A 22,927-nucleotide genomic window follows, 5' to 3' on the forward strand; every position below is an offset into this window, starting at 1 on the left:
ATGAAAAGAATAGGCGTTTTTGTCTGTCATTGCGGTACTAATATTGCTGCAACGGTAGATGTCAAAGCCGTAGCCGAAGCGCTTGGGCATGAGCCTGGAGTTGTTATCTCTCAGGATTATCAGTATATGTGCTCCGAATCGGGACAGAATCTCGTTAAGAATGCAATAAAGGAGCATAACCTCACAGGTGTAGTAGTTTGCTCATGTTCACCAAGAATGCATGAGAATACATTCAGAAAGGCTGCTGCTTCAGCAGGTCTTAATCCATATCTCGTTGAAATAGCAAATATCCGCGAGCAGTGCTCATGGATACACAAGGATATCGCTTCCGCTACTGAGAAAGCTATTATTCTCGGAAAAGCAGCAGTTGCAAAGGTACATCTCAATTCTCCTCTTACAGCAGGTGAAAGTCCTGTTGTTAAACGTGCCCTCGTTATCGGCGGCGGTATAGCAGGAATCCAGACAGCCCTTGATATCGCTGAGGCGGGCTTTGATGTTGATATCGTAGAGAAGAATCCAACTATCGGCGGAAAAATGGCACAGATAGACAAGACCTTCCCAACTCTTGACTGCGCCGCTTGTATCCTTACGCCAAAAATGGTGGAAGCTTCTCAGAATGAGCATATAACCATACACTCATTCAGTGAGGTGGCAGATGTAAAGGGATTTGTCGGCAACTTTACAGTAAAAATAAAGAAAAAGGCTCGTTTTGTCGATGAGACGAAATGTACAGGCTGTGGTCTTTGCACAGAAAAATGTCCCATGAAGAAGGTGCCTAATGAGTTCAATATGGGACTTGATAACCGCACAGCTATATACATTCCATTTGCTCAGGCAGTTCCAAAGGTCGCAACTATCGATCCTGCACACTGCATGATGCTGCAAAAGGGAAAATGCGGTATCTGCTCGTCAGTATGCTCTGTGGGAGCTATCGACTATAAACAGGAGGACAAGTACATCGAGCAGAAATACGGTGCTATTATTGTAGCTACAGGCTTTAATCCTATCAAGCTCGACAAGTACGACGAGTTTGCTTACAATCAGTGTGCCGATGTAGTTACATCACTTGAGCTTGAAAGACTTATGAACGCCGCAGGTCCTAACGGAGGCACACTTCTCAGACCTTCTGATAAAACTCATCCTCACAAGATCGTTTTCGTACAGTGTGTCGGTTCGAGATGTGATGACAGCAAGGGCAAGCCGTACTGCTCGAAGATATGCTGTATGTATACTGCTAAACACGCAATGCTTATCCGTGAGAAATATCCTGACACAGAGGTTTATGTGTTCTACATAGATGTCCGTACCCCTGGCAAGAACTTTGATGAGTTCTATCGCCGCGCCGTTGAACAGTACAATGTTCACTACATCAAGGGTATGGTCGGCAAGGTAACGCCTCGCTCAGACGGAAAGATAGATGTACAGGCTTCTGATCTGCTTGCTAACGAACAGCTCCATATCGACGCAGATATGGTCGTTCTTGCGGCAGCTATCGAGCCGGATAAGACAGCGCGTCCGCTGGCTACTATGCTTACGACCCAGATGGACACAAACGACTTCTTTACAGAGGCGCACCCAAAGCTTCGTCCCGTAGAGAGCGCTACAGCAGGAATATTCCTCTCAGGTGCTTGCCAGGGACCAAAGGATATCCCCGAAACTGTTGCACAGGCAAGTGCGGCTGCCGCTAAGGCAATCGGTCTGCTTGTTAAAAACAGTATAACCTGTAATCCATGCGTTGCTCATTCTGATGAGCTCATGTGCAACGGCTGTTCATCATGTGAAAAGGTATGTCCATACGGTGCTATCACATATGTTGACAAAGAATTCAGAATGCCGGACAGAACAACTGCTATCCGCAGAGTTGCAAGCGTTAATCCTGCTGTATGCCAGGGCTGCGGTGCTTGTACAGTTGCTTGTCCGTCGGGAGCTATGGACTTGAACGGCTTCTCAAACAGTCAGATCATGTCGGAGGTGGACGCAATATGCAAGTAAATGATAATAAAGATTTTCAGCCGCTGATCGTTGCGTTCTGCTGTAACTGGTGTTCATACGCAGGAGCTGATCTTTCAGGCACAAACAGACTGAATTATCCTGCAAATGTCAAGATAATCAGAGTTCCATGTTCATGCAGAGTAAATTCTATGTTCATACTCAGAGCTTTCCAGCGCGGCGCTGACGGAATAATTCTCTGCGGCTGCCACCCCGGTGACTGTCACTATACATCAGGTAACTATTTTACAAGAAGAAGAATGACTCTGCTGTTCAGTATGCTGGATTTCCTCGGCATAGAGCGCGGCAGAACAAGAGTTGAATGGGTATCGGCAGCAGAAGGCGCTAAGTTCGCGGCTACCATGAACGAATTCACTGAAAGTGTAAGAAAGCTGGGACCAAACCGCAGATTGGAGGACCTGAGATGCAGGAAGCAATGATAAATAAGGCAAAACAGCTTCTGGCTGATGGTACTGTGAACCGCGTTATCGGCTGGAAGAGGGGAGAATTTGCTTATGATATAACTCCCGCTGTATTCAAGACTGCTGAGGAGCTTGAAAAAGAGTTCGTATACGATGATTTCACGGCTGCAAATGTATCAAAGTATCTCGTTAAGGAAAGCAGGAAAGAGGGAAAGATACTTGCTTTTCTGAAGCCCTGCGATACTTACAGCTTCAATCAGCTCATAAAAGAGCACAGAGTAGTCCGCGAGAACATTTATATAGTAGGAATTCCGGGCGGTCCGAAGCTTGACGCAGAAAAGATAAAGGCAAAGGGCATATCAGGTATTCTAAGTGTGAAAAACGATAACTATACTCTTAAAATTGATACAGTTTATGGCGAGGAAACTATGCCGTTTTATGAAGCTGTCCTTGATAAATGTGCTTCATGCAAGAGCAAGAAGCACGTTGTCTTCGATGAACTGATAGGTGAGGAGGGTGATGTACTCGACTCAAACCGATTTGACATGGTAGAAAAGCTTGAAAATATGACCGCTCAGGAACGTTATGACTTCTGGCGCGGAGAGCTTTCAAAGTGTATTCGATGCAATGCGTGCAGAAATGTCTGTCCAGCCTGCACCTGTGAGAAATGTGTTTTTGATAACCCGGATTCAGGTGCTGAAAATAAGGCTCCTGCCGACAGCTTTGAGGAGAATATGTTCCATATAATCCGTGCATTCCATGTTGCAGGAAGATGTACTGACTGCGGCGAGTGCTCAAGAGTTTGTCCGCAGCATATACCGTTGCATCTCATCAACCGAAAATTTATCAAGGACATCAATAGTCTTTACGGTGAGTATCAGGCAGGTGAGGACAGCACATCACGCGCTCCTCTTAATGATTATAAGCAGGACGACTGCGAAGCGTCTATAGTGCATGAAAGGGGAGTTGAATAATGCTAAAAATATCCCTTGATAAGCTTGATAAGCTTTTTGAAGCAATTTCAGCTTCACAGACCCTCTATATCCCTGTTGACCGTGAGGATGGTGCGGCTGAATATAAGAAGTACGAAAGCGGCATGAAGCTCAGCTCTGCTCTGAATACACTGCGCAGTGCTAAAGACTTCTTCTTCCCACAGACAGAAAATTTAGTTGACTTCAAAATGGAAGGAAAGAACATTGAGGTCATTGACGTGCGTGAGGAATCAGAAGATTTTGTAGTATTCGGTGTTCGTGCCTGTGATGCAAGAAGCTTCACAATACTTGATAAGGTATTCCTTGTTGATCCTGTGGACAGCTACTACAAGAACCGCCGCGATCACGGAATTGTCGTTACTATGGCTTGCACACGTCCTGCCGAGACCTGCTTCTGCGGAACATTCGGCATTGATGCAGCTTCACCCGAAGGCGATGCAGCCTGCTACAGTGACGGTGAAAGCTTATTCATCGAAGCACATAATGAAAAGGGAAAGAAGTTCATCGACTCTGTTGCTTCTCTTCTCGAAGAAGGCGATACTGCAAAGCTCGACGAAGTACGCAATAAGACAAGAGAAATTCTCAAAAAGCTCCCTCTTGCCAACCTTACTACTGATAATTTCGGCGGCGATAAGCTCAATGAGTACTTTAACTCTGACAAATGGGGAGAGCTGTCCGAGAGCTGTCTCGGCTGTGGCACCTGTACATTTGTCTGCCCGACCTGTCAGTGCTATGATATTAAGGACTTCAATACAGGACACGGAATAAAGCGTTTCCGCTGTTGGGATTCATGTATGTACTCTGATTTTACAAAGATGGCACACGGCAATCCAAGACTTACTCAGCTTGAGCGCTTCCGACAGAGATTTATGCACAAACTGGTATATTTCCCTGCAAACAATAACGGTGAATTCGGATGCGTAGGCTGTGGAAGATGTCTTTCAAAGTGCCCCATTTCTATGAATATCGTCAAGGTAATGAAAGCATTGGAGGTAAAGTGATGAATAATGATACATTAATACCTTACATTGGTGTAGTTACCGATATAAGACAGGATACTCCCGATGTAAAGACCTTCAGAGTTGTTTCTCCGGAGGGCGGCAAGGTTTTTGAGCATATGCCGGGACAGTGCGCAATGCTGTCTATCCCCGGCGTTGGTGAGGCTATGTTTTCAATAACCTCATCGCCAACAAATAAAGAATTCATGGAATTCAGCATAAAGAAGTGCGGATGCCTTACAAACTGGCTCCACGCTATGGACGTTGGTCAGCAGATAACAATCCGCGGACCATACGGCAATGCATTCCCTGTTGAAACAGAACTGAAGGGCAAGGATCTCCTCTTTATTGCAGGAGGTATCGGCCTCGCCCCCCTACGATCAGTTATCAACTATGTACGTGATAACCGTGCTAACTACGGAGATGTACAGGTTATCTACGGTTCTCGTTCAAAGGATGACCTGGTCGATTATAAAGAGATAATCAATGAGTGGATGAACGATGACGGAATAGAGGTAAACCTTACTATAGACAATCCTCAGGACGGTTGGGACGGTCATGTAGGTTTTGTGCCGAACTATGTTAAGGAGCTTGAGCCTTCCATCAACAAGACTGTGCTTATCTGCGGACCTCCGATAATGATAAAGTTCACTCTTGCAGGACTAAAGGAGCTTGGCTTTAAGGAAACACAGGTCTACACTACCATGGAGCTTCGCATGAAGTGCGGAGTTGGCAAATGCGGACGCTGCAATATCGGTAATAAATATGTATGCAAGGACGGTCCTGTTTTCCGTTTCGACCAGCTTGGCGAACTGCCCGACGAATATTGATAAGGAGATACTCGCATGGATAATATGTTGAATGTTTACCTGTTCGGCAAAAAGTACGAAGTGCCTGCAGGTCTTACAATAATGACAGCTATGGAATATGCAGGCTATGACCTTGTAAGAGGCTGCGGCTGCAGAAACGGCTTCTGCGGAGCCTGTGCTACCATATACAGAATAAAAGGTGAGATAGAGCTGCATGGTTGTCTTGCCTGTCAGACAGAGATACAAGAGGGAATGTATATTGCTACATTACCATTCTTCCCACTTGAAAAAAGAGTATACAATATCGAAGAGATAAAACCAACTCAGCAGATAATGATGCAGCTTTACCCCGAGATATACAGCTGTATAGGCTGCAACGCCTGTACAAAGGCTTGTACTCAGGAACTCAATGTTATGCAGTATATCGCATATGCTCAGCGCGGCGAATACGACAAGTGTGCAGAAGAGAGCTTTGACTGTGTAATGTGCGGTGTATGCTCATCGCGATGTCCTGCTGGTATTTCACATCCACAGGTAGCTATGCTTGCAAGACGTCTCAATGGTAAGTACATCGAGCCGGAGTGCGGACACCTCTCCGACAGAGTAAAAGAAGTAAATGAGGGTATCTTCGACAAGGAGATCGAAGAACTTATGACAAAAGCAGTGGATAATATCGAAGAGATCAAAGATATGTACAACCATCGTGAGATCGAAAAGTAAGGAGGGGAGAAAGTATGTACAAGATAGATAAACTTAATGAGCTTGCAAAAATCGTTGCTGCTAAGAGAGCTGAAAATGCTGCTCTTGAACCCAGACGTATGACAGCAGAAGAAAAGGACGAGCTTCTTGCTCACTTTCACCCTGACTATAAGCAGGACGAGTTTACAGTTCTTTCCGCAGGTGTAAACAAGGGTGACAAGGTACCTACTCAACTTGCCGCCCTTCTTCAGGGCAAGAGCCGTATCAGCGCTGATGATGTAGACCTTACTGCTCCTGATTATGAGACCGATGTTCTTGTCATAGGCGGCGGCGGTGCAGGCGCATCTGCTGCGATCGAAGCTGATGAAGCAGGCGTTAAGACGTTGATAGTCACAAAGCTTCGTATCGGCGACGCTAATACAATGATGGCTGAGGGCGGTATTCAGGCAGCTGATAAACCCAACGATTCTCCTGCGATCCATTTTCTTGATGCATTCGGCGGCGGACACTTCGCTGCAAAACCAGAGCTTGTAAAAAAACTGGTCACAAAAGCTCCTGAAGCTATTCAGTGGCTCAACAAGCTTGGCGTAGAGTTTGACAAGGAACCGGATGGAACAATGGTAACAACACACGGCGGCGGAACTTCAAGAAAGAGAATGCACGCCGCAAAGGATTACTCAGGTGCTGAAATAATGCGTACTCTCCGCGATGAGGTAATAAACCGCGGTATACCTGTTATCGACTTTACAGCTGCTATCGAGATAATACTTGATGAAAACGGCAGAGCAGCAGGCGCTGTTCTCATGAATATGGAGACCAAGGAGCTCCTCGTTGCCAAAGCAAAGACTGTTATCATTGCTACAGGCGGCGCCGGCAGACTCCACTATCAGGGATTCCCGACTTCAAACCACTATGGTGCTACAGCTGACGGACTTATTCTCGGCTATCGTGTAGGCGCAAAGCTTCTTTATGCAGATACACTCCAGTATCACCCAACAGGTACAGGCTACCCGGAGCAGATTTTTGGAGCTCTCGTTACAGAGAAAGTGCGTTCACTGGGAGCTAAGCTTGTAAATATTGACGGCGACGTATTCATGCACCCGCTTGAGACTCGTGATGTTACGGCGGCTTCAATAATCCGCGAGTGTACTGAGCGCGGCAAAGGAATCGAAACATCTCTCGGAAAGGCTGTATGGCTTGATACACCTATGATAGAGTTCAAGAACGGCGAAGGTACTATTGAAAAGCGCATACCTGCCATGATGAGAATGTTCGGCAAATACGGCATAGATATCCGCAAGGAACCTATCCTCGTTTATCCAACACTTCACTATCAGAACGGCGGACTTGAAATATCTGACAGCTGTGCTACAGGCGTTGAAAATCTTTACGCAGCAGGCGAGGTCGCAGGCGGTATTCACGGCAGAAACAGACTTATGGGCAATTCGCTGCTCGATGTAATCGTATTTGGCAGAAATGCAGGTATTTACGCAGCTGCAAAAGCTAAGGACGTCCCTGCTCCGACAAAACTCACACTTGCTCATATAGAGAAGTTTAATAATGAGCTCGAAGCAGCCGGTGCTGCAAGCGAGGAAGCTTCTCCAATGCTTCTCCCTCATTACGCAAGAAAAAAATAAAAAGCTATGGGACGCCGTAAAAGGCGTCCCGAAAGTATGTATATCAGTCTGTTTTATTTTGCTATTCAGGGAAAAATAAACAGGATAATAAGAAATATAATGCACAAATTCCATATTATAAAGGATTTGTGCCCCTGAACCAAAGTTCAGGTCAATTGCTGCCATAAGGCGTAATTGAGGTTTCATTATACTACAAAAGAAAGTTAAGTGATAAATAATGGATTGTTTTAATGGAATTCTGTCAATACATGGCGTTTCTTTTCTTATGATATCAGTAATCGCCATTGCTGCTCTTGGATATATACTTGGCAGAATAACAATTAAAGGCATTTCTCTCGGAACTGCAGGCGTATTCATCGTCGCTCTTATTTACGGCTGTATTTTTTATAAAGAGCTTTCAGCTGAAATAAATACGGATTTCGTTGGAAATGCATTAAAAATAGTTGACAACCTGGGACTTATACTCTTTGTTACAGCAGTAGGCTTCATTGCAGGCCCAAATTTCTTTGGAAACTTTAAGAAAAACTTCAAATCCTATGTTATTCTCGCAATAATTATTATTCTCAGCGGCGGACTTGCCTGTGCAGGCTGCATCATGATAGGCAGGAATTTCACTGATCTTAACAATGAAGAATTCACAGCCATGCTTACGGGAATACTCTCAGGAGCGCTTACAAGCACTCCAGGTTTCTCAGCTGCAAAAGATGCAGTTGGAAACGACCATCTCCAGAGTATAGTTTCAGTAGGTTATGCTATCGCTTATATCTTTGGAGTTATTGGCGTTGTACTCTTTGTTCAGATAATACCAAAGCTTACAAGAGCCGATATGGCAAAGGAAAGAGAACTGCTTTCGCCAACTTCCAAAAAGGAAGCAAAAGGGAAAAATATGTTCAAGCTCATTGAAATGGATAGCTTCGGCATAATGCCGTTTGCAATGGCTGCCTTTTTCGGAATAATAATCGGTTCTTTCAAGTTCGGCAACTTCTCGCTGTCCACCACAGGAGGGTGCCTGCTTATATCCCTTATATTCGGTCATTTCGGACGTATCGGAAAGTTCTCCATAATGCCTAAAGATTCAACACTCAAGGTGTTCCGTGAGCTTGGACTTATGTTCTTCCTTATTGGCGCAGGAGTTTCCGGCGGTGCTAAGTTCGTTCAGTATTTTGACGCAGTATATTTTATATATGGAATAATAATGACCGTACTTCCTATGGTGATCGGCTATTTGTTCGCTAAATATGTTCTTAAACTCAGCCTTCTCAACAATCTTGGCTCTATAACAGGCGGTATGACTTCTACCCCTGCACTTGGCACTCTTATCAGTACAGCCGGAACAGAAAATGTTGCATCTGCATATGCAGCAACATACCCTGTAGCACTTATATCAGTTGTACTTGTATCACAGTTCCTGATAATACTTTTCAAGTAAAAATAAAGAGCGCTTCCATCGCGGAAGCGCTTTATTTTTATTTTACACCGTACTTTTCTCTGTATTCCAGCATTTTATCAAGATATTCCTTACCTGGAACGATATCATTTTTGATAGCCTCGATAATATCCTCCATAGTAACGATAGGATATACGATAACACCAAAATCGCGCTTTACCTCCTGTACAGCAGAAAGCTCGCCTGTGCCCTTTTCCATTCGATCAACAGTTATTACCATACCTGTTACATTTACATCAGCAGCAGTCATAAGCTTTGGCATAGACTCACGAAGAGCCTTTCCTGAAGTCATAACATCATCGATAATAACTACCTTCTCATTATCAGTAAGAGTCTTTCCAACGAACATTCCGCCCTCACCATGATCTTTTGCTTCTTTTCTGTCAAAACAGTAGGAAACATCTATTCCAAATTTATTGCTGAGAGCAACAACAGCGGATACAGCAAGTGGGATTCCTTTATATGCAGGTCCGAACAGAGTATCAACAGGTATCTTATTCGCATTTATGCACTCTGCGTAATATTCACCAAGTTTTGCAAGCTGAGCACCTGTTTTATAATTTCCACAGTTAATAAAGTAAGGAGCCTTTCTTCCGCTTTTTAGTGTAAACTCACCAAATGTAAGAACTCCGCAATCCACCATGAATTTTATAAAGCTTTCCTTGTAAGTCATTGTACCTACCTCCATTATGTAAATAAATATCGTTTTACGCTGTTATATTGCCTCATAGATATGACCGCAAAACGGACAGCGGGGATAATCAACATCGATCTCAGCGCCGCACTCGATGCATATTTTTTGGGGCAGAATATCAATTTTATCATCAATATCCTGATTGTATTTTCCCGCAAAGCCGGTTGGGTGAGTTACAGGAAATACACCAATGAGCATACCGCATTCCGTGCAATAATATCCAAGCGTCTTATCAACAGGAACTTCGCATATTTTATTATTTCCGTCATAAAAAGTTGAAACAGGATATTCAAGAGAAGAACCCTTTGTAGGAATACCGCGCTTTTCAATTTTAAAATAACCTTTCATCATCGGTTTGCCGCAATGGAACAACAGATCATCCCTCCTTAAAACATTATATTATTATTATAGTCTATTTTGGAAAAGAATTCAAGACGCTAAGCAAAAATATAATAAAACTTCTCAAAAGTCTTGCAAACAATAAGAAAAAGAGGTATAATATTAATAATTGCCGTAACGGTAAAATCATAGCGTTTTATCATTAAACAAGGTAACGCTTTATTATGTCAGGAGTTAATATGGCTAAAAAGAAAAGTATAACAAGAATATCAGATAAAAGACGCGGAAGACCAAAGATAAAATTCAGTCTCTGGGGACTGATCGCTATTTTTTTGCTCTCATTTGCAACCTGTTTCATTTTATATATGGTAGCAGCAAACTTCAACGAAAACTTTTTCAGTGACGAATTTGAAAATGTAATTGTCGAAGATAAAACTAATGCTGATACAGACAGCGAAAGTTCAGTCTGTATAACTGATACAGAAGAGACATCTACGCAGAGCGGCTCATCTGTTACCAATCCTATCGCGCAGTCACAGCCAAAGGACGCTTCTTATCTTAGTTCATGCTGTCTGGTAACCGACAATACTCTTATTGATATGGGAAAATATACAGCTCTTACTGATATAATCGGAAGCGGCGAGCTGGGCGCTGCTAACTGCAACACTTATACAATGGATTCTTCATACGGAACTAAAACTGCCTACGAAATATTGCAGACAAAAAAACCTGAAAAAGTTTATATCATGCTTGGTGATGACATCGGAACATCTTCTGTAGATGATATGATCTCAAACTACAATGAATTTGTAAAAAATGTCAGGGGCTATCTTATCGACACTGATATCTATATCATGCAGCTTCCACCGTCAGGCGATGGAAGTACTGCCGATAATGGCGCCATTAACGAATTCAATACCAAGCTTCTTACAATTGCTAATACAAATAACGTTTACTGTATAGATACCAATACTGCACTCAAGGGAGTAGACGGTAATATCTCAAAGGAATTTATCAATTCAGAAACAGGAGCACTTACTGAAAAAGCATATAAAACCATTGCTGATTATGTGCTTTGTCATACTGTATAATTTTTCGTCCAAACACTATATATAGTGTTTGGACAATTTACTATCTGTAGACCGCTCGAAAGCTCGAAATATCGCTAAAAGCCTATTTTATAAATGATTTATGCATATTTCTCACAAATATACAAACTTTTACTGCTGGTTACTTGTTCATAACCTACATTGACAATCTATGAATTATGTTCTATACTTATAAAGAACGATTGAAAGAGAGACACTATATATTGTGTTTGGAGGTATGATATAGAAATGATAATCCACATTATTAAAAGAGACGGAAGAAAAGTTCCTTTTAATATAGAAAAGATCGCAAATGCTATCTTTAAGGCTGCACAGGCTCGAGGAGGTACAGATTTCAACGTTGCAATGGACGTTGCGGTTGAGGTGTGCAGACTGTATGAGGAAAAGAATCCGGGAAAAACTCCAACTGTTGAAGAAATACAGGATCTTGTTGAGAAAGTTCTTATCGAAAAAGGTCACGCAAAAACAGCAAAGGCATATATTCTCTATCGCTATGAGCGTACACGCTCGCGTGAGATGAAAACTAATCTGATGTGCGTACTTAACGAGCTGACTTTCAGTCCTGCCAAAGACAGTGATATAAAGCGTGAAAATGCTAATATAGATGGCGATACAGCAATGGGTACTATGCTTAAATACGGTTCTGTATCTGCTAAGGAATACTATGAAATGTATGTCCTTGAGCCTGCACACGCAAAGGCTCACCGCGAGGGCGACATCCATATCCACGACCTCGACTTCTATACTCTGACTACCACCTGTACTCAGATCGATCTTCATAAGCTGTTTACAAACGGCTTTTCAACAGGCCACGGCTTCTTAAGAGAGCCAAACGATATAGCAAGCTATTCTGCACTTGCCTGTATCGCCATCCAGTCCAATCAGAACGATCAGCATGGCGGACAGAGTATCCCAACATTCGATTATGCAATGGCTGACGGAGTAAAGAAAACATATGCGTCAAGATATACACAGAATGTTGCAAGAGCTCTCTCTCTTATAGGCGGAGTAGAGAACGAGTTTGAAGCAGTAGATAAAATAAAGAAAGAAATATCTGAAAACTTCGGACTGAAGCCTACTCTCTCTAATGATAATGGCTATAAAGAAAAGGAAATGGAGCTTCTGCTGAAATACACTGATAAGGAAACTGCGGAGAAAATTCAGGCTTTCGCTACAAGAAATGCTGAAAAGGAGACCGACAGAGCTACTTATCAGGCTATGGAGGCGCTTATCCATAACCTCAATACTATGAACAGCCGTGCAGGTGCTCAGACTCCATTCAGCTCTATAAACTACGGAACAGATACCACTCCAGAAGGAAGAATGGTCATCAAGAACGTTCTTCTCGCTCAGGAAGCAGGCCTCGGCAACGGCGAGACTCCTATCTTCCCGATACATATATTCAAGATCAAGGAAGGGATCAACTATAACCCGACCGATCCTAACTACGATCTTTTCAAGCTCGCTTGCAGAGTTTCTGCAAAGCGACTTTTCCCGAATTTCTCTTTCATAGACGCACCATTTAATCTCCAGTACTACAAGGAGGGCAATCCTGATACCGAGATCGCATATATGGGCTGCCGTACAAGAGTTATCGGCAATAACTATGATCCATCAAGAGAGATCGTTACAGGCAGAGGCAATCTCAGCTTTACATCTATAAATCTTCCTCGTCTTGCTATCAAAGCAGATCATAACGTTGGCCTTTTCTTTGAGATGCTTGAGGAAAAAATGGAGCTTGTTATCGACCAGCTCATGCACCGTTTCAATATCCAGTCTCAGAAGAGAGTAAGAAACTATCCATTCCTCATGGGACAGGGGATTTGGATAGACTCTGATAAGCTTGGTCCTGATGATACAGTAGGAGAAGTGCTTAAACACGGTACTCTTTCTGTTGGTTTTATCGGACTTGCCGAGACATTAAAGGCACTTATCGGTGCTCATCACGGTGAAAGCGAAGAAGCAAGAGAGCTTGGTCTTGAGATCGTTTCTTCCATGAGAAAGCGTCTTGATGAAGAATCAAAAAGAACAGGTCTTAATTTCTCACTTCTTGCAACTCCGGCAGAGGGGCTTTCAGGACGTTTTGTACGTATGGACGCTAAGAAGTACGGCATCATCGAGGGAGTTACAGACCGCGACTATTACACTAACTCATTCCATGTACCTGTTTATTATCCGATCAGTGCATTTGAGAAGATCAAGATCGAAGCTCCTTACCATGAGCTCACAAACGCAGGTCATATAAGCTATATCGAGCTTGATGGTGATCCTCTTGAAAATCTCAGCGCTTTCGAGAAGATAGTCCGCTGCATGAAGGAATCCGGAATAGGCTACGGAGCAATAAACCACCCTGTTGATCGTGATCCTTGCTGCGGATACACAGGTATCATCGGCGAGACTTGTCCTTGCTGTGGAAGAAAAGAACACTCTAACAATGTTGCATTCGACAGAATACGCCGAATCACAGGTTATCTTGTCGGTACACTTGACCGATTTAATAACGGTAAGCGCGCTGAAGAGCATGACAGAGTTAAGCATAACGTATAAGGTGATATAATGGAACTCAGAATTGCGGGAACCGTCAACGATTCGATCGTTGACGGCCCCGGAATACGATTTACTGTATTTGTACAGGGCTGTCCCCACAATTGCAAGGGATGTCATAATCCTCAGACACACGATTTTGCAGGAGGTACTGTTACTACAACAGAAGCCCTTCTCGAAATAATTAAAGGAAATCCTCTCCTTGACGGAGTTACTTTCAGCGGTGGAGAACCCTTTTGTCAGGCAGAGGCTCTCGCATCTCTTGGCAGTGAGATAAAAAAGCTTGGACTTGATATTATAACCTATACAGGCTATACCTTTGAAAAGCTTTATGAGGAACGTGCGCAAAAACACTGGAATGACCTTCTTGCAGTTACCGATTATCTTATCGACGGACCTTTTATCCTTGAACAAAAGGATTGGGAGATAAAATTCCGCGGAAGTTCAAATCAGCGTTATATCGACTGTCAGGACAGTCTAAGAAACGGTAAAGTAATTGAAATAGAACCATAAAGGCGTGAGATCAACGCTAAAACATAAAAAAGCGGTTTCCAATGTATGGAAACCGCTTTTTGTTAAGTAAAAAAATCCGCCTTGCCGTCATATAGTGCATAAAACCCGCACGAAGCAGGTGGGTAAACGCCCTTATGCTTCTCGCTCCCTTCTTCCGCAAAGCGGGAGGTCTGCAGTCCACATACGGAGCTGAATTCCCTTGAATTATGTGTTGGATTATAAAAACTATATTTACCCGAACAAGGCAGAATATTTTCTTTTTCTATATTTATTATACCACAAAGAATTCAAAAAATCAATAGCAAATCTATGTAAAGTTATTAAAATTTGATGAAATTATATTATTCTTCAAGAGCGTCCTGTAATCTTTCCATAAAGAATGCAGAAACCGTTTCAAACTCGTCATCATCATCAATAGAAGCCAGTATTTCTTCTCCGTCTTCTTCTATAGATTTAAGAATTACAAGCTCACAGTCAGAGTTAAGGAAATCATCATCTTCAACAGCAGGAAGCATTGCAAAATACTGCTCACCATTGAGCTCTGCTGCATCAAAAAGTTCAAATTGTTTTTTATTTCCTTCCTCATCGATAAGCTCAAAAAGTTCAGGGGTGTATTCATTCATTTCTGACATAGTATTCTCCATTCCAGCTTACGCTATTTGATGTTTTAATTATACACTAATAAAGTAAAAAAATCAAGAGGAAAATTGAGTAATATGTTTATTGATAAAAATGTCAATGGGAAGCCGTTTTCATTGTGACATACGCCGAATTACACTAAAGATTGGTGATAATTGTGTGATTTCTATTGACAATGCACAAGAAATGTGGTAATATATAATCAAAGAAAAGGAAAGCTCAGATGAGTGATCCAAGCTGTATTTACTTGGACTGAGGTGAATGCCTCAATGTAAATGATAATACGCGGAAGGGAGTGTGAGTCCAATGGAAGAAAAGTTCGCACAGCTGCGTGAAGCCGGCGGGCTTGCTGAGTAATTGGATTCAGTATAACAGGGAATAAAGGCTGCTTGCTTGTTCCATTGAAAATAGCTCAATATGGCTTTATAATTCGATTACGAGGCTGACGTATTGCTGATCTAAACGGCTTCATGTCCAATATATTTAGATACAGAGTTATCTGAAATTCCGACAATGAGTCTTTAGATATATTGCGAAAAAATCTTTCACAAGAGGTAGAGTCCAATGAGAAGATAGGTTTTTACTTTATGAAATTGCAGCTATCCGAGGATCAGATCGGATAAATACAACTTTATAGGTGATTCCAATGGAGAAAAACTACATCGCTTAATTACTTTTGAAGAAAAGGAATGATGTACATGAAAAAGTGGTACACATTGAATATCTAATCCGAAAGGGTGAGTCCAAAGGGTAATTTAGCAAAGTGATGAAAGTCGCTTTATATTATTAAATAACAGAATAAAGTAAGCCCCGATGTATTCCTGTCGGGGCTTTTCTGTTGATGATAGAAGTATATATAAATTTGTATTTTTCTTTATGTTATCATATATTTATCACAAAAATGTTTATAATATAACATAGTGACTTAAATTAGAAAGGACGAGCAGTATGTCAGACAATTACAACGATAGGGATCATTCGCCTTCAGACAGCAGCAGATCAAGTGATATATATGGCAGCAACTCTTCTGACAAAATTGAGAACTCTTTTAACTACAGATCAAGCAGTAACGAAACCGGCTTTGATTCGGATTCATCATATACATTTACATCAGAAAATACTTCAAAAGCTTCAAAAAGGAATAAGAATATCTTTTTAAAAAGTGCAGCAGCGCTCCTTGCAGTAGCAGTATTAAGCGTCTGCGGTGTAAAGGTATATAAATTTCTAAGTGTTACAAAAGATGAATTAGTAGCCGAATATACAGGAGATTCGTCACGAGCTGTTACTAAAATAGCTGATGAAGAAAAGTCAAAAGATACCAATAAGGAGCCTCTGCCAAGTCTGATCGAGCTCGCTTCAAGGTCCGATGCAAAGCCACTCCCGGATATTGTGGATTCGATCATGCCATCTGTTGTAGGCATCGCTTCAACCTTTGAATATGAGCAGGAGCAGCCATTCAGCATATGGGGCTGGAACCCTCAGCCGCAAATGCAGCAGTTCAGACAAACAGGAACAGGCTTTATAATTACGGAAGACGGGTATATTGTTACTAACTCTCACGTGGTTTATGACGAAGAATATAAAGCAGGCAGAGCTACAGATGTTTCAGTTTTATTCAGTGACGAATCCGAGCACGAAGCAAGTATAATCGCTTATGATCCTGATACAGATATTGCAGTCCTAAAAGTTAATGAAAAAGGGCTGAAGCCTGCTGTTCTTGGTGACAGCGATGAGCTGCGAGTTGGCGAGCTTGTTATTGCTGTCGGTAATCCTCTTGGTTTTGATTTGTTTGGTACAGTTACAAGCGGAATCGTTTCTGCGTTAAACAGAAAAATTGACATAAATGCAAGAAAAATGAACCTGATACAGACAGATGCTGCAATAAACAGCGGCAATTCAGGCGGTCCGCTTCTAAACAGCTGCGGACAGGTAATAGGTATAAATTCAGCAAAAATGTCAACAAGCTACACCAGCAATATGGCAAGCGTAGAAGGGCTTTGCTTTGCTATACCGATAAAAGAAGCAAAGTCCATTATAGATGACCTTATAAACTACAAATACGTTACAGGCAGACCTCAGATCGGTATTACAACAAATGATATCAGTGAAGCGCAGTCACGCTATTGGAATATCCCCGTAGGCGTTTATGTAAGAACTGTTCAAGAGGGAAGTGCCGCCGATCTTGCAGGTATAGAGATCGGAGACGTAATAATTGATATAGAAGGCGAAGCAGTTGCAACTGCACAGGAGCTTAACGAAATAAGAGATAAATACAAAGCAGGAGATACAATTACTATTACGGTATCAAGAAATGAAAGAGATATTAAAATTAAAGTCACCTTGCAAGAAGCAAAATATGTATCTGATGACTTGAAGGATCCCAAAAGCGATCCAAACACATCAGAAAATTAAAAGAAAAAGTTCACTCGATCTGAGTGAACTTTTGAGTCTATCCTAAAATTTGTGTAAACCTCTGAAGTAGTGTATAATAGAAGAGACACTACTTCGGAGGTTTTAATTATGAGCAGAAGACGAAGAAATGGAACAGAAGAGCAGCGAGCAAGAAGAGAGCTGATAAGCGATTTTCTTTCAGCAGCGAATATACAGAGCATGGATGATATTCAGGAACTGTTCAAGGAAGCACTTGCCGGATTTATGGAAGGCAGCCTTGAATCAGAGCTTGATTCCGAACTCGGATATGAACCATACGACGTTACCACCGTATTTCAGATTCCTGTTAGATACGGAGAATGGAAAGCTGGCTGTTGAGAAGTGCAGCTATAAGTCAAGCGGAGCTCATCAGCTGCCGGAGGATACTTCACACGATGGTTATGAGCTTAAAAGTATGGATATGGTACGTTTTATATATCAGACCTGCGGCTGGGATATGAAGTCCACATACCGTATACGGGGTATAGCTGTGCCTGACCGAGATATGGTCGTATTCGACCTTACAACGGCGTATCGTGTTACTAAGAGTCAGAGTAACGAAAACCAGTAATCCTTAATCTTTTCGTTTGTATTAAAACACTGAGATATCTTGACATAATGTAGTTCATATGATATACTGATGCTAAATAAGCACTGTAATTAGCGCTACATGATGTTTGAGTAATAGGTGTTGAGAATGGTAAGAGAAAAAGCTTTAATAGAGGAATGCAATACCGATGAGGCAGTAGGTCGAATGTTCAAATATTCTATTGCCGATTTTTCATTGGATAAAATTGATATACTTGTCACAATTCTAATCCAAGAAACTCAACTCACCCAATATTTAATTGATTATCCTGTTGCAACTATAATATGTGCGCAAAGCCATCTTGAAAAACTAACTGAATCAACCGCAAAAATATTATATCATAAAGAATTGAAAGATTTTATTTCAAATATGTATTGCATAGATTGGAAGAGAAAGGAAATAACCGGAAGAACTTTTATAAAAGAGGGTATTATTGACCATAAGCACACAGTACAGGATGCAATAAAGATAGCCAAGCTTTTTTCTGGTTACATTCAATCGTTATTAAATAATATTGATAATTCGAGAATTACCAGCAATTACTTTTTGCATAAAATAGCCTTGTGGGATGCCGATTACTCAGGTTCATATGATTTTGGTGATGTGAGGGTTGATTTTGGTATTTCACTGCCAGATAGAAAAGATTACAAAGTTGCTATATGTGAAATGCAATACAATCAGTATCAGTTGAATAATGGCTATTATGGAACTTTTTCATTTATCGAACGAAGGTGCACAACTCTTCTGACTCTATTACAACTGTTTTTACGTACTCCTGTTTATGCGCTTGACTCTAAAACGCAATTGTATTCTGAACAGAAACCTGGCGCTTTATATATTATTTCAAGGGATTATAATAAAGAAGACTACATAACTGATAAAATCAATAATAGTATCATTCCAGCAGACATCAAGCATTTATATGACTCTTTTGGTAAATTATCGCATGATTATAAAGAAGTGTTCATGAACGCTTCTTCTATGTACGTTAAAGGGTTAAAGCAACTAGGTAACCAGTTTCAAGCAATTACATATTTTATCATTGCTTTAGAAACACTTTCTAATTTATACCCAGAGATAAGCGATAATAAGGTGGAGAGGATCATAGGACTAATAAACAAGGTTTTCGGCGGTTCTGTAAACGAAGAATTTATTGACTTGTGTTATAAAATACGTTGTACATATGTTCATGCCGGACTATCTAATGAGAGTGCCATCAATAATATCTTTTTTAAGTATATTATTCATAGTGATTTTTATGACTATATAGAAAGACTTACAAACTTCACATTAATAAGGTGGTTGGAGAATGATTCTACACGGTTTCAAAGTAGCGAGTAATAAAAAGATATACTGCAATACGATAGAAAATGGCAATATTCCTAAGTGTGTTGATATGTTTGATATGGCGGGCAATCATTTTCAAGTTATATATGAAGCGACATTAACAGGAATTGAAGATTGGTTTTTCGATGAAAAGAACAGGAGCTTTTGTTTTCACGCTTTTAATAAGTATTTTGACGATATTGATGGCGGAGTAATGGATACAATGATGTGTACGCATTTTGTATGGGTATCAGGCGGATGTCCTTTAAAGCATGGAGAGTTTGCTGGAGGATGTACTGACGAAATTAGATTTAATTACAATAATGGAAAAGAAGGTCTGGAATCATTTGTAGAATGGATTAGAAGTCAAAATGAAGTCGGGACTCCTGTTAAAGTCTATTATATTATGAAAGAACCTATTTATCACGGGAAGATGTCGCACTATAGAACGACCTGGATTACAATGAATGAATTGATGGAAAGTAAAAGAAGAATGGAATCAAAAGAAAGTAAACTGCCAAGATAATACAGTTGCTAATAAATGGTAATGTAGTAAAGATGCTAGAAATAAAAGAATGAAGCAGCCCACTGGGTATGTTTCCAAATTACGATACATTTCGTAAGACGGAGACATTCCAATAAACTCCAGTTAGACCTTATTAGTTACTTCTAGTTTAATCTATTTAGACTTCATTGGATAGGGTGTTTTGTTATTGGGCGGTTACGCCTTTCCGTTGCGTTCTTGACCTTGAGCCAATTTCAAAAATTGCTATTGACAAATCCTGATTTGTGGGATATAATATATGTGAAGATAAGTTTCGGCTTATCATATGGAAGCTTAGGCTTCTGTAAAGAGCAGTGAGTCCTACTGTGAGTGGAAACCATAAGAGCGGTGAGTCCTACCGTAAGTGGAAACCATAAGAGCGGTGAGTCCTACCGTAAGTGGAAACTATTCTAAGGCTGCGGAACTTTTTCCGCAGCCTTTTCACTTGGAGATGATATAATGAAACAACAAAGACTATCCTTTTACAGAATAGATTTGAAATATGTACGCGAATTAGCTAAAAAAGACGACATTGTCAGATCTGTATCTCCACAAATCGGAAAGGAACAGCGTCCGTTTGTGGGCGTTATTATCATATGTGGTGATAAGAAATACTGCGTTCCCCTGAGTTCCCCCAAGCCCAAACACGAAAGCATGAGAAATGATAAAGATTTTACAAAAATTGTTGTCAAAAACAAATTAATAGGTGTTTTAAATTTTAACAGTATGATTCCTGTTGATGAAGCTGTTATAATGTCTCTTGACTTGACAATCCATAGTAATGATACACCGCAAAATAAGTATTATAAGATACTAACCAAGAAACAACTTAACTGGTGTCAGCAGAATCAAGATGACATTGTTAATAAAGCAAACAAGCTCTATCTTATAGTAACAGAAACGCCCGATAAAATGATAAACCTTACCCGCCGCTGCTGCGATTTCAAAAAGCTGGAAGCGGTACTTGAAAAGTACATATCAAAATAATTAAATATATATGTGTGTGATAAATGGCTGTTTTTAGGCGAATAAAAGCGGGGTTCAGATTGCTCCACCTTTACAGTAAAGCTCACGCAATCGCGTGAGCTTTTTAATTATTTCTGCACAAAGGGAAACTATTATGAGTAAAAAAGATTGCATTATTTCAGATCCTGATTTTGAGGAATTTGACGGTGTTTATGTGGGCTCGAAGGATGGCACTGTATTACCTCCTAATGAAATTGACTTCGCAAAGATAATAAAATATATGAAAACAAAGAACAAATCGTTTCAAGAACTTTCTCTTGAAGAAATAGAAATGTTCAAGTTTAAGTAAACAGTATGTCATCAATTAAGTCACGCCCAGACAGCGCCAAGCGGGCGCACGCAGAAAAACACGTTTCAAAATTGAAGCGTGTTTTTTGTTTTTTGCAGTTTATAAGATTTGCGGTGAGCTCTTGCGTTGCGGCGAAATAATGCTTGCATTTTTTAAACATATGTGTTATAATGTTCTGTGCAGGGGAGCTTGTGTTACAGGCTGAGAGGGCGGTACGACCGCCGACCCGTGACCTGATTTGGATAATGCCAACGTAGGAAGCTGAACAAAGTTGATTTTGCGGCTGCTTATGGCAGCCGCTTTTTTGTTGGGAGGAATGATTATGCTGACTATCAATGGCAAAGAGTACGAGCTCAACGGCGAGACAGTTGCCGAGGCTCTCGCGGAGATAGGCTACGGCGAACAGCGCGTGGCTGTCGAGCTCAACGAGTCCATAGTCCCGCGCGACCAGTACGCCTCGACTGTCCTCTATGAGGGCGACCATCTCGAGGTAGTGCGCTTCGTCGGAGGCGGCTGATATGCCGATACCCACAAGGGAGGAGATGTACCGCGCCCTTGAGGAGCGCCACGGTGCGGAGCTCCAGCGCAGGCTGTCGGAGGCGGGCGTCGCCGTCTGCGGACTGGGCGGGCTCGGCTCGAATATAGCGATACACCTCGCACGCGCGGGAGTGGGACGCCTCCACATCATCGACTTCGACCGCGTGGACATCTCCAACCTCAACCGCCAGCAGTACTTCCCCGAACAGCTCGGGCAGTACAAGTCCGACGCGCTGTACGATACACTGTCGAGAATAGCGCCGTACTGCGAGATTTCCCGAGACTGCGTGAAGCTGACCGAGGAGAATATCCCCGACCTGCTTGCGGACTCCGATATCATCTGCGAGGCGTTCGACTGCGCCGACCAGAAGGCGATGCTGGTGAACACAGTGCTGGGAAAAATGCCCGAAAAGTACCTGATATCGGGCTCGGGCATGGCGGGGCTTTCCTCCGCGAACAGCATAGTCACGCGCAGGGTGACGAAGCGCTTCTATCTCTGCGGAGACGAGGTCAGCGACGTTGCGGACGGGCTCGGACTGATTTCGGCGAGAGTTGCGGTCTGCGCGGCACATATGGCAAATATGGCGATACGCATTATCGCCCAAGAATACGACGTTTAAGGAGTTTTTACAATGAATGATGACAAGCTGATAATCGGCGGCAGGGAGTTCCGCTCCCGCTTTATCCTAGGCTCGGGCAAGTATTCGCTCAGCCTCATCGAAGCCGCCGTAAAGTACGCAGGAGCGGAGATAATCACGCTCGCGGTTCGCCGTGCGAACACCGCCGAGAGCGAGAATATCCTCGACTATATCCCCAAGGGCGTGACCCTGCTCCCGAACACATCGGGCGCAAGAAATGCCGAGGAGGCTGTCCGCATAGCACGTCTCGCACGAGAGCTCGGATGCGGAGACTTCGTAAAAATCGAGATAATGCGCGATACAAAGTACCTTCTCCCCGACAATCAGGAGACGGTAAAGGCTACGGAGATACTCGCAAAGGAGGGCTTCGTGGTAATGCCCTATATGTACCCCGACCTCAACACCGCGCGTGACCTCGTCAACGCGGGCGCGGCGTCGGTAATGCCGCTCGCTTCGCCTATCGGCTCTAACAAGGGACTCGCAACGCGCGACTTCATACAGATACTCATCGACGAGATAGACCTGCCGATAATCGTGGACGCGGGAATAGGACGTCCGTCGCAGGCTTGCGAGGCTATGGAAATGGGCGCGGCGGCTGTAATGTCGAACACGGCGCTCGCTACAGCGGGAGACCTCCCCGTTATGGCTGAGGCATTCAGACAGGCTATCGAGGCGGGCAGAAAGGCTTACCTCTCTGGTCTGGGACGCGTCCTCACC

The 22,927-nt window shown here is 42.3% G+C and carries 24 protein-coding genes, 1 other RNA gene and 1 riboswitch; of the genes, 21 read left to right on the top strand and 4 right to left on the bottom strand.

Annotated features, from left to right (window positions below):
* The 8 genes from K5677_RS11640 to K5677_RS11675 all read left to right on the top strand — a co-directional run bounded on the left by K5677_RS11640 (position 1) and on the right by K5677_RS11675 (position 8,975).
* Positions 1-1,992: a CoB--CoM heterodisulfide reductase iron-sulfur subunit A family protein gene (locus tag K5677_RS11640; protein ID WP_296728209.1), complete on the top strand. Its 1,992-nt coding sequence runs from the start codon at positions 1-3 to the stop codon at positions 1,990-1,992.
* A complete protein-coding gene (locus tag K5677_RS11645) occupies positions 1,983-2,429 on the top strand; it encodes a hydrogenase iron-sulfur subunit (RefSeq protein WP_296728211.1) in 447 nt (148 codons plus the stop codon). Before K5677_RS11640 ends, K5677_RS11645 begins: the two co-directional genes overlap by 10 nt.
* Positions 2,414-3,385, top strand: a complete 972-nt coding sequence (locus tag K5677_RS11650) for a 4Fe-4S dicluster domain-containing protein (protein ID WP_296728213.1) — start codon at positions 2,414-2,416, stop codon at positions 3,383-3,385. Before K5677_RS11645 ends, K5677_RS11650 begins: the two co-directional genes overlap by 16 nt.
* Positions 3,385-4,404: a 4Fe-4S dicluster domain-containing protein gene (locus K5677_RS11655; protein WP_296728215.1), complete on the top strand. Its 1,020-nt coding sequence runs from the start codon at positions 3,385-3,387 to the stop codon at positions 4,402-4,404. The genes K5677_RS11650 and K5677_RS11655 overlap by 1 nt, the downstream gene beginning before the upstream one ends.
* The gene (locus K5677_RS11660; RefSeq protein WP_296728217.1) at positions 4,404-5,231 is read left to right on the top strand and encodes an FAD/NAD(P)-binding protein; all 828 of its coding nucleotides are present in this window, start codon (positions 4,404-4,406) and stop codon (positions 5,229-5,231) included. Before K5677_RS11655 ends, K5677_RS11660 begins: the two co-directional genes overlap by 1 nt.
* A 15-nt stretch (positions 5,232-5,246) precedes the next feature.
* Positions 5,247-5,930 (top strand): 4Fe-4S dicluster domain-containing protein, encoded by a 684-nt coding sequence (locus K5677_RS11665; protein WP_296728219.1) that lies wholly within the window; start codon positions 5,247-5,249, stop codon positions 5,928-5,930.
* A 14-nt stretch (positions 5,931-5,944) separates the two neighbouring features.
* Positions 5,945-7,546 carry an FAD-dependent oxidoreductase gene (locus tag K5677_RS11670; protein ID WP_296728221.1) on the top strand — a complete coding sequence of 534 codons (1,602 nt, stop codon included), beginning with the start codon at positions 5,945-5,947 and terminating at the stop codon, positions 7,544-7,546.
* A gap of 265 nt (positions 7,547-7,811) precedes the next feature.
* A complete protein-coding gene (locus tag K5677_RS11675; RefSeq protein WP_296728223.1) occupies positions 7,812-8,975 on the top strand; it encodes a permease in 1,164 nt (387 codons plus the stop codon).
* 37 nt (positions 8,976-9,012) lie between these two features.
* Here K5677_RS11675 and pyrE read toward each other — a convergent pair whose 3' ends face one another.
* Positions 9,013-9,666, bottom strand: coding sequence for an orotate phosphoribosyltransferase (gene pyrE / locus K5677_RS11680; protein ID WP_296728225.1), 654 nt, complete (start codon positions 9,664-9,666; stop codon positions 9,013-9,015).
* Positions 9,667-9,708: 42 nt separating this feature from the next.
* Complete coding sequence (locus tag K5677_RS11685; protein WP_296728227.1) at positions 9,709-10,059, bottom strand: zinc ribbon domain-containing protein; 351 nt, start codon at positions 10,057-10,059, stop codon at positions 9,709-9,711.
* Between the two features lie 206 nt (positions 10,060-10,265).
* On the opposite strand from K5677_RS11685, the gene K5677_RS11690 reads away from it, so the two are divergent.
* The 3 genes from K5677_RS11690 (at position 10,266) to nrdG (ending at position 14,192) form a co-directional block, all read left to right on the top strand.
* Positions 10,266-11,117, top strand: coding sequence for a hypothetical protein (locus tag K5677_RS11690; protein ID WP_296728229.1), 852 nt, complete (start codon positions 10,266-10,268; stop codon positions 11,115-11,117).
* A 246-nt stretch (positions 11,118-11,363) separates the two neighbouring features.
* The gene (locus K5677_RS11695) at positions 11,364-13,682 is read left to right on the top strand and encodes an anaerobic ribonucleoside triphosphate reductase (protein WP_296728232.1); all 2,319 of its coding nucleotides are present in this window, start codon (positions 11,364-11,366) and stop codon (positions 13,680-13,682) included.
* A gap of 9 nt (positions 13,683-13,691) precedes the next feature.
* Positions 13,692-14,192: an anaerobic ribonucleoside-triphosphate reductase activating protein gene (nrdG, locus tag K5677_RS11700; RefSeq protein ID WP_296728235.1), complete on the top strand. Its 501-nt coding sequence runs from the start codon at positions 13,692-13,694 to the stop codon at positions 14,190-14,192.
* Between the two features lie 69 nt (positions 14,193-14,261).
* On the opposite strand, the gene ssrS is transcribed toward nrdG, so the two are convergent.
* Together ssrS and K5677_RS11710 are read right to left on the bottom strand one after the other, a co-directional pair.
* Positions 14,262-14,446: non-coding RNA, 6S RNA (ssrS, locus tag K5677_RS11705), on the bottom strand.
* 87 nt (positions 14,447-14,533) lie between these two features.
* Positions 14,534-14,824 (bottom strand): DUF1292 domain-containing protein, encoded by a 291-nt coding sequence (locus K5677_RS11710; protein ID WP_296728238.1) that lies wholly within the window; start codon positions 14,822-14,824, stop codon positions 14,534-14,536.
* Between the two features lie 955 nt (positions 14,825-15,779).
* On the opposite strand from K5677_RS11710, the gene K5677_RS11715 reads away from it, so the two are divergent.
* The 10 genes from K5677_RS11715 to K5677_RS11760 form a co-directional block, all read left to right on the top strand.
* Positions 15,780-17,243, top strand: coding sequence for a trypsin-like peptidase domain-containing protein (locus K5677_RS11715; protein ID WP_296728240.1), 1,464 nt, complete (start codon positions 15,780-15,782; stop codon positions 17,241-17,243).
* 108 nt (positions 17,244-17,351) lie between these two features.
* Positions 17,352-17,600, top strand: a complete 249-nt coding sequence (locus K5677_RS11720; RefSeq protein WP_296728242.1) for a hypothetical protein — start codon at positions 17,352-17,354, stop codon at positions 17,598-17,600.
* Positions 17,530-17,832 (top strand): hypothetical protein, encoded by a 303-nt coding sequence (locus K5677_RS11725; RefSeq protein WP_296728245.1) that lies wholly within the window; start codon positions 17,530-17,532, stop codon positions 17,830-17,832. The genes K5677_RS11720 and K5677_RS11725 overlap by 71 nt, the downstream gene beginning before the upstream one ends.
* Positions 17,833-17,958: 126 nt before the next feature.
* Positions 17,959-19,191, top strand: coding sequence for a hypothetical protein (locus tag K5677_RS11730; RefSeq protein WP_296728246.1), 1,233 nt, complete (start codon positions 17,959-17,961; stop codon positions 19,189-19,191).
* On the top strand, positions 19,160-19,702 hold the full coding sequence (locus K5677_RS11735; RefSeq protein WP_296728248.1) for a hypothetical protein: 543 nt from the start codon (positions 19,160-19,162) through the stop codon (positions 19,700-19,702). The genes K5677_RS11730 and K5677_RS11735 overlap by 32 nt, the downstream gene beginning before the upstream one ends.
* 477 nt (positions 19,703-20,179) lie before the next feature.
* Positions 20,180-20,707 (top strand): type III toxin-antitoxin system ToxN/AbiQ family toxin, encoded by a 528-nt coding sequence (locus tag K5677_RS11740; RefSeq protein ID WP_296728249.1) that lies wholly within the window; start codon positions 20,180-20,182, stop codon positions 20,705-20,707.
* 133 nt (positions 20,708-20,840) lie between these two features.
* A complete protein-coding gene (locus K5677_RS11745; RefSeq protein WP_173308414.1) occupies positions 20,841-21,035 on the top strand; it encodes a hypothetical protein in 195 nt (64 codons plus the stop codon).
* 171 nt (positions 21,036-21,206) lie between these two features.
* Positions 21,207-21,312, top strand: a riboswitch (TPP riboswitch).
* 45 nt (positions 21,313-21,357) lie between these two features.
* Positions 21,358-21,552, top strand: coding sequence for a sulfur carrier protein ThiS (gene thiS, locus K5677_RS11750; RefSeq protein WP_296728253.1), 195 nt, complete (start codon positions 21,358-21,360; stop codon positions 21,550-21,552).
* Position 21,553: 1 nt separating this feature from the next.
* A complete protein-coding gene (gene thiF, locus K5677_RS11755) occupies positions 21,554-22,192 on the top strand; it encodes a sulfur carrier protein ThiS adenylyltransferase ThiF (RefSeq protein ID WP_296728256.1) in 639 nt (212 codons plus the stop codon).
* Between the two features lie 12 nt (positions 22,193-22,204).
* The coding region (locus K5677_RS11760; RefSeq protein WP_296728258.1) for a thiazole synthase at positions 22,205-22,927 on the top strand (723 nt) is incomplete at its 3' end.

The organism is Ruminococcus sp., assembly GCF_024684275.1.

Coding starts and splice junctions, on each gene's coding strand:
- K5677_RS11640 (WP_296728209.1), top strand. CDS start 1: ATGAAAAGAATAGGCGTTTTTGTCTGTCATTGCGGTACTAATATTGCT.
- K5677_RS11645 (WP_296728211.1), top strand. CDS start 1,983: ATGCAAGTAAATGATAATAAAGATTTTCAGCCGCTGATCGTTGCGTTC.
- K5677_RS11650 (WP_296728213.1), top strand. CDS start 2,414: ATGCAGGAAGCAATGATAAATAAGGCAAAACAGCTTCTGGCTGATGGT.
- K5677_RS11655 (WP_296728215.1), top strand. CDS start 3,385: ATGCTAAAAATATCCCTTGATAAGCTTGATAAGCTTTTTGAAGCAATT.
- K5677_RS11660 (WP_296728217.1), top strand. CDS start 4,404: ATGAATAATGATACATTAATACCTTACATTGGTGTAGTTACCGATATA.
- K5677_RS11665 (WP_296728219.1), top strand. CDS start 5,247: ATGGATAATATGTTGAATGTTTACCTGTTCGGCAAAAAGTACGAAGTG.
- K5677_RS11670 (WP_296728221.1), top strand. CDS start 5,945: ATGTACAAGATAGATAAACTTAATGAGCTTGCAAAAATCGTTGCTGCT.
- K5677_RS11675 (WP_296728223.1), top strand. CDS start 7,812: ATGATATCAGTAATCGCCATTGCTGCTCTTGGATATATACTTGGCAGA.
- pyrE (WP_296728225.1), bottom strand. CDS start 9,666: ATGACTTACAAGGAAAGCTTTATAAAATTCATGGTGGATTGCGGAGTT.
- K5677_RS11690 (WP_296728229.1), top strand. CDS start 10,266: ATGGCTAAAAAGAAAAGTATAACAAGAATATCAGATAAAAGACGCGGA.
- K5677_RS11695 (WP_296728232.1), top strand. CDS start 11,364: ATGATAATCCACATTATTAAAAGAGACGGAAGAAAAGTTCCTTTTAAT.
- nrdG (WP_296728235.1), top strand. CDS start 13,692: ATGGAACTCAGAATTGCGGGAACCGTCAACGATTCGATCGTTGACGGC.
- K5677_RS11710 (WP_296728238.1), bottom strand. CDS start 14,824: ATGTCAGAAATGAATGAATACACCCCTGAACTTTTTGAGCTTATCGAT.
- K5677_RS11715 (WP_296728240.1), top strand. CDS start 15,780: ATGTCAGACAATTACAACGATAGGGATCATTCGCCTTCAGACAGCAGC.
- K5677_RS11720 (WP_296728242.1), top strand. CDS start 17,352: ATGAGCAGAAGACGAAGAAATGGAACAGAAGAGCAGCGAGCAAGAAGA.
- K5677_RS11725 (WP_296728245.1), top strand. CDS start 17,530: ATGAACCATACGACGTTACCACCGTATTTCAGATTCCTGTTAGATACG.
- K5677_RS11730 (WP_296728246.1), top strand. CDS start 17,959: ATGGTAAGAGAAAAAGCTTTAATAGAGGAATGCAATACCGATGAGGCA.
- K5677_RS11735 (WP_296728248.1), top strand. CDS start 19,160: ATGATTCTACACGGTTTCAAAGTAGCGAGTAATAAAAAGATATACTGC.
- K5677_RS11740 (WP_296728249.1), top strand. CDS start 20,180: ATGAAACAACAAAGACTATCCTTTTACAGAATAGATTTGAAATATGTA.
- K5677_RS11745 (WP_173308414.1), top strand. CDS start 20,841: ATGAGTAAAAAAGATTGCATTATTTCAGATCCTGATTTTGAGGAATTT.
- thiS (WP_296728253.1), top strand. CDS start 21,358: ATGCTGACTATCAATGGCAAAGAGTACGAGCTCAACGGCGAGACAGTT.
- thiF (WP_296728256.1), top strand. CDS start 21,554: ATGCCGATACCCACAAGGGAGGAGATGTACCGCGCCCTTGAGGAGCGC.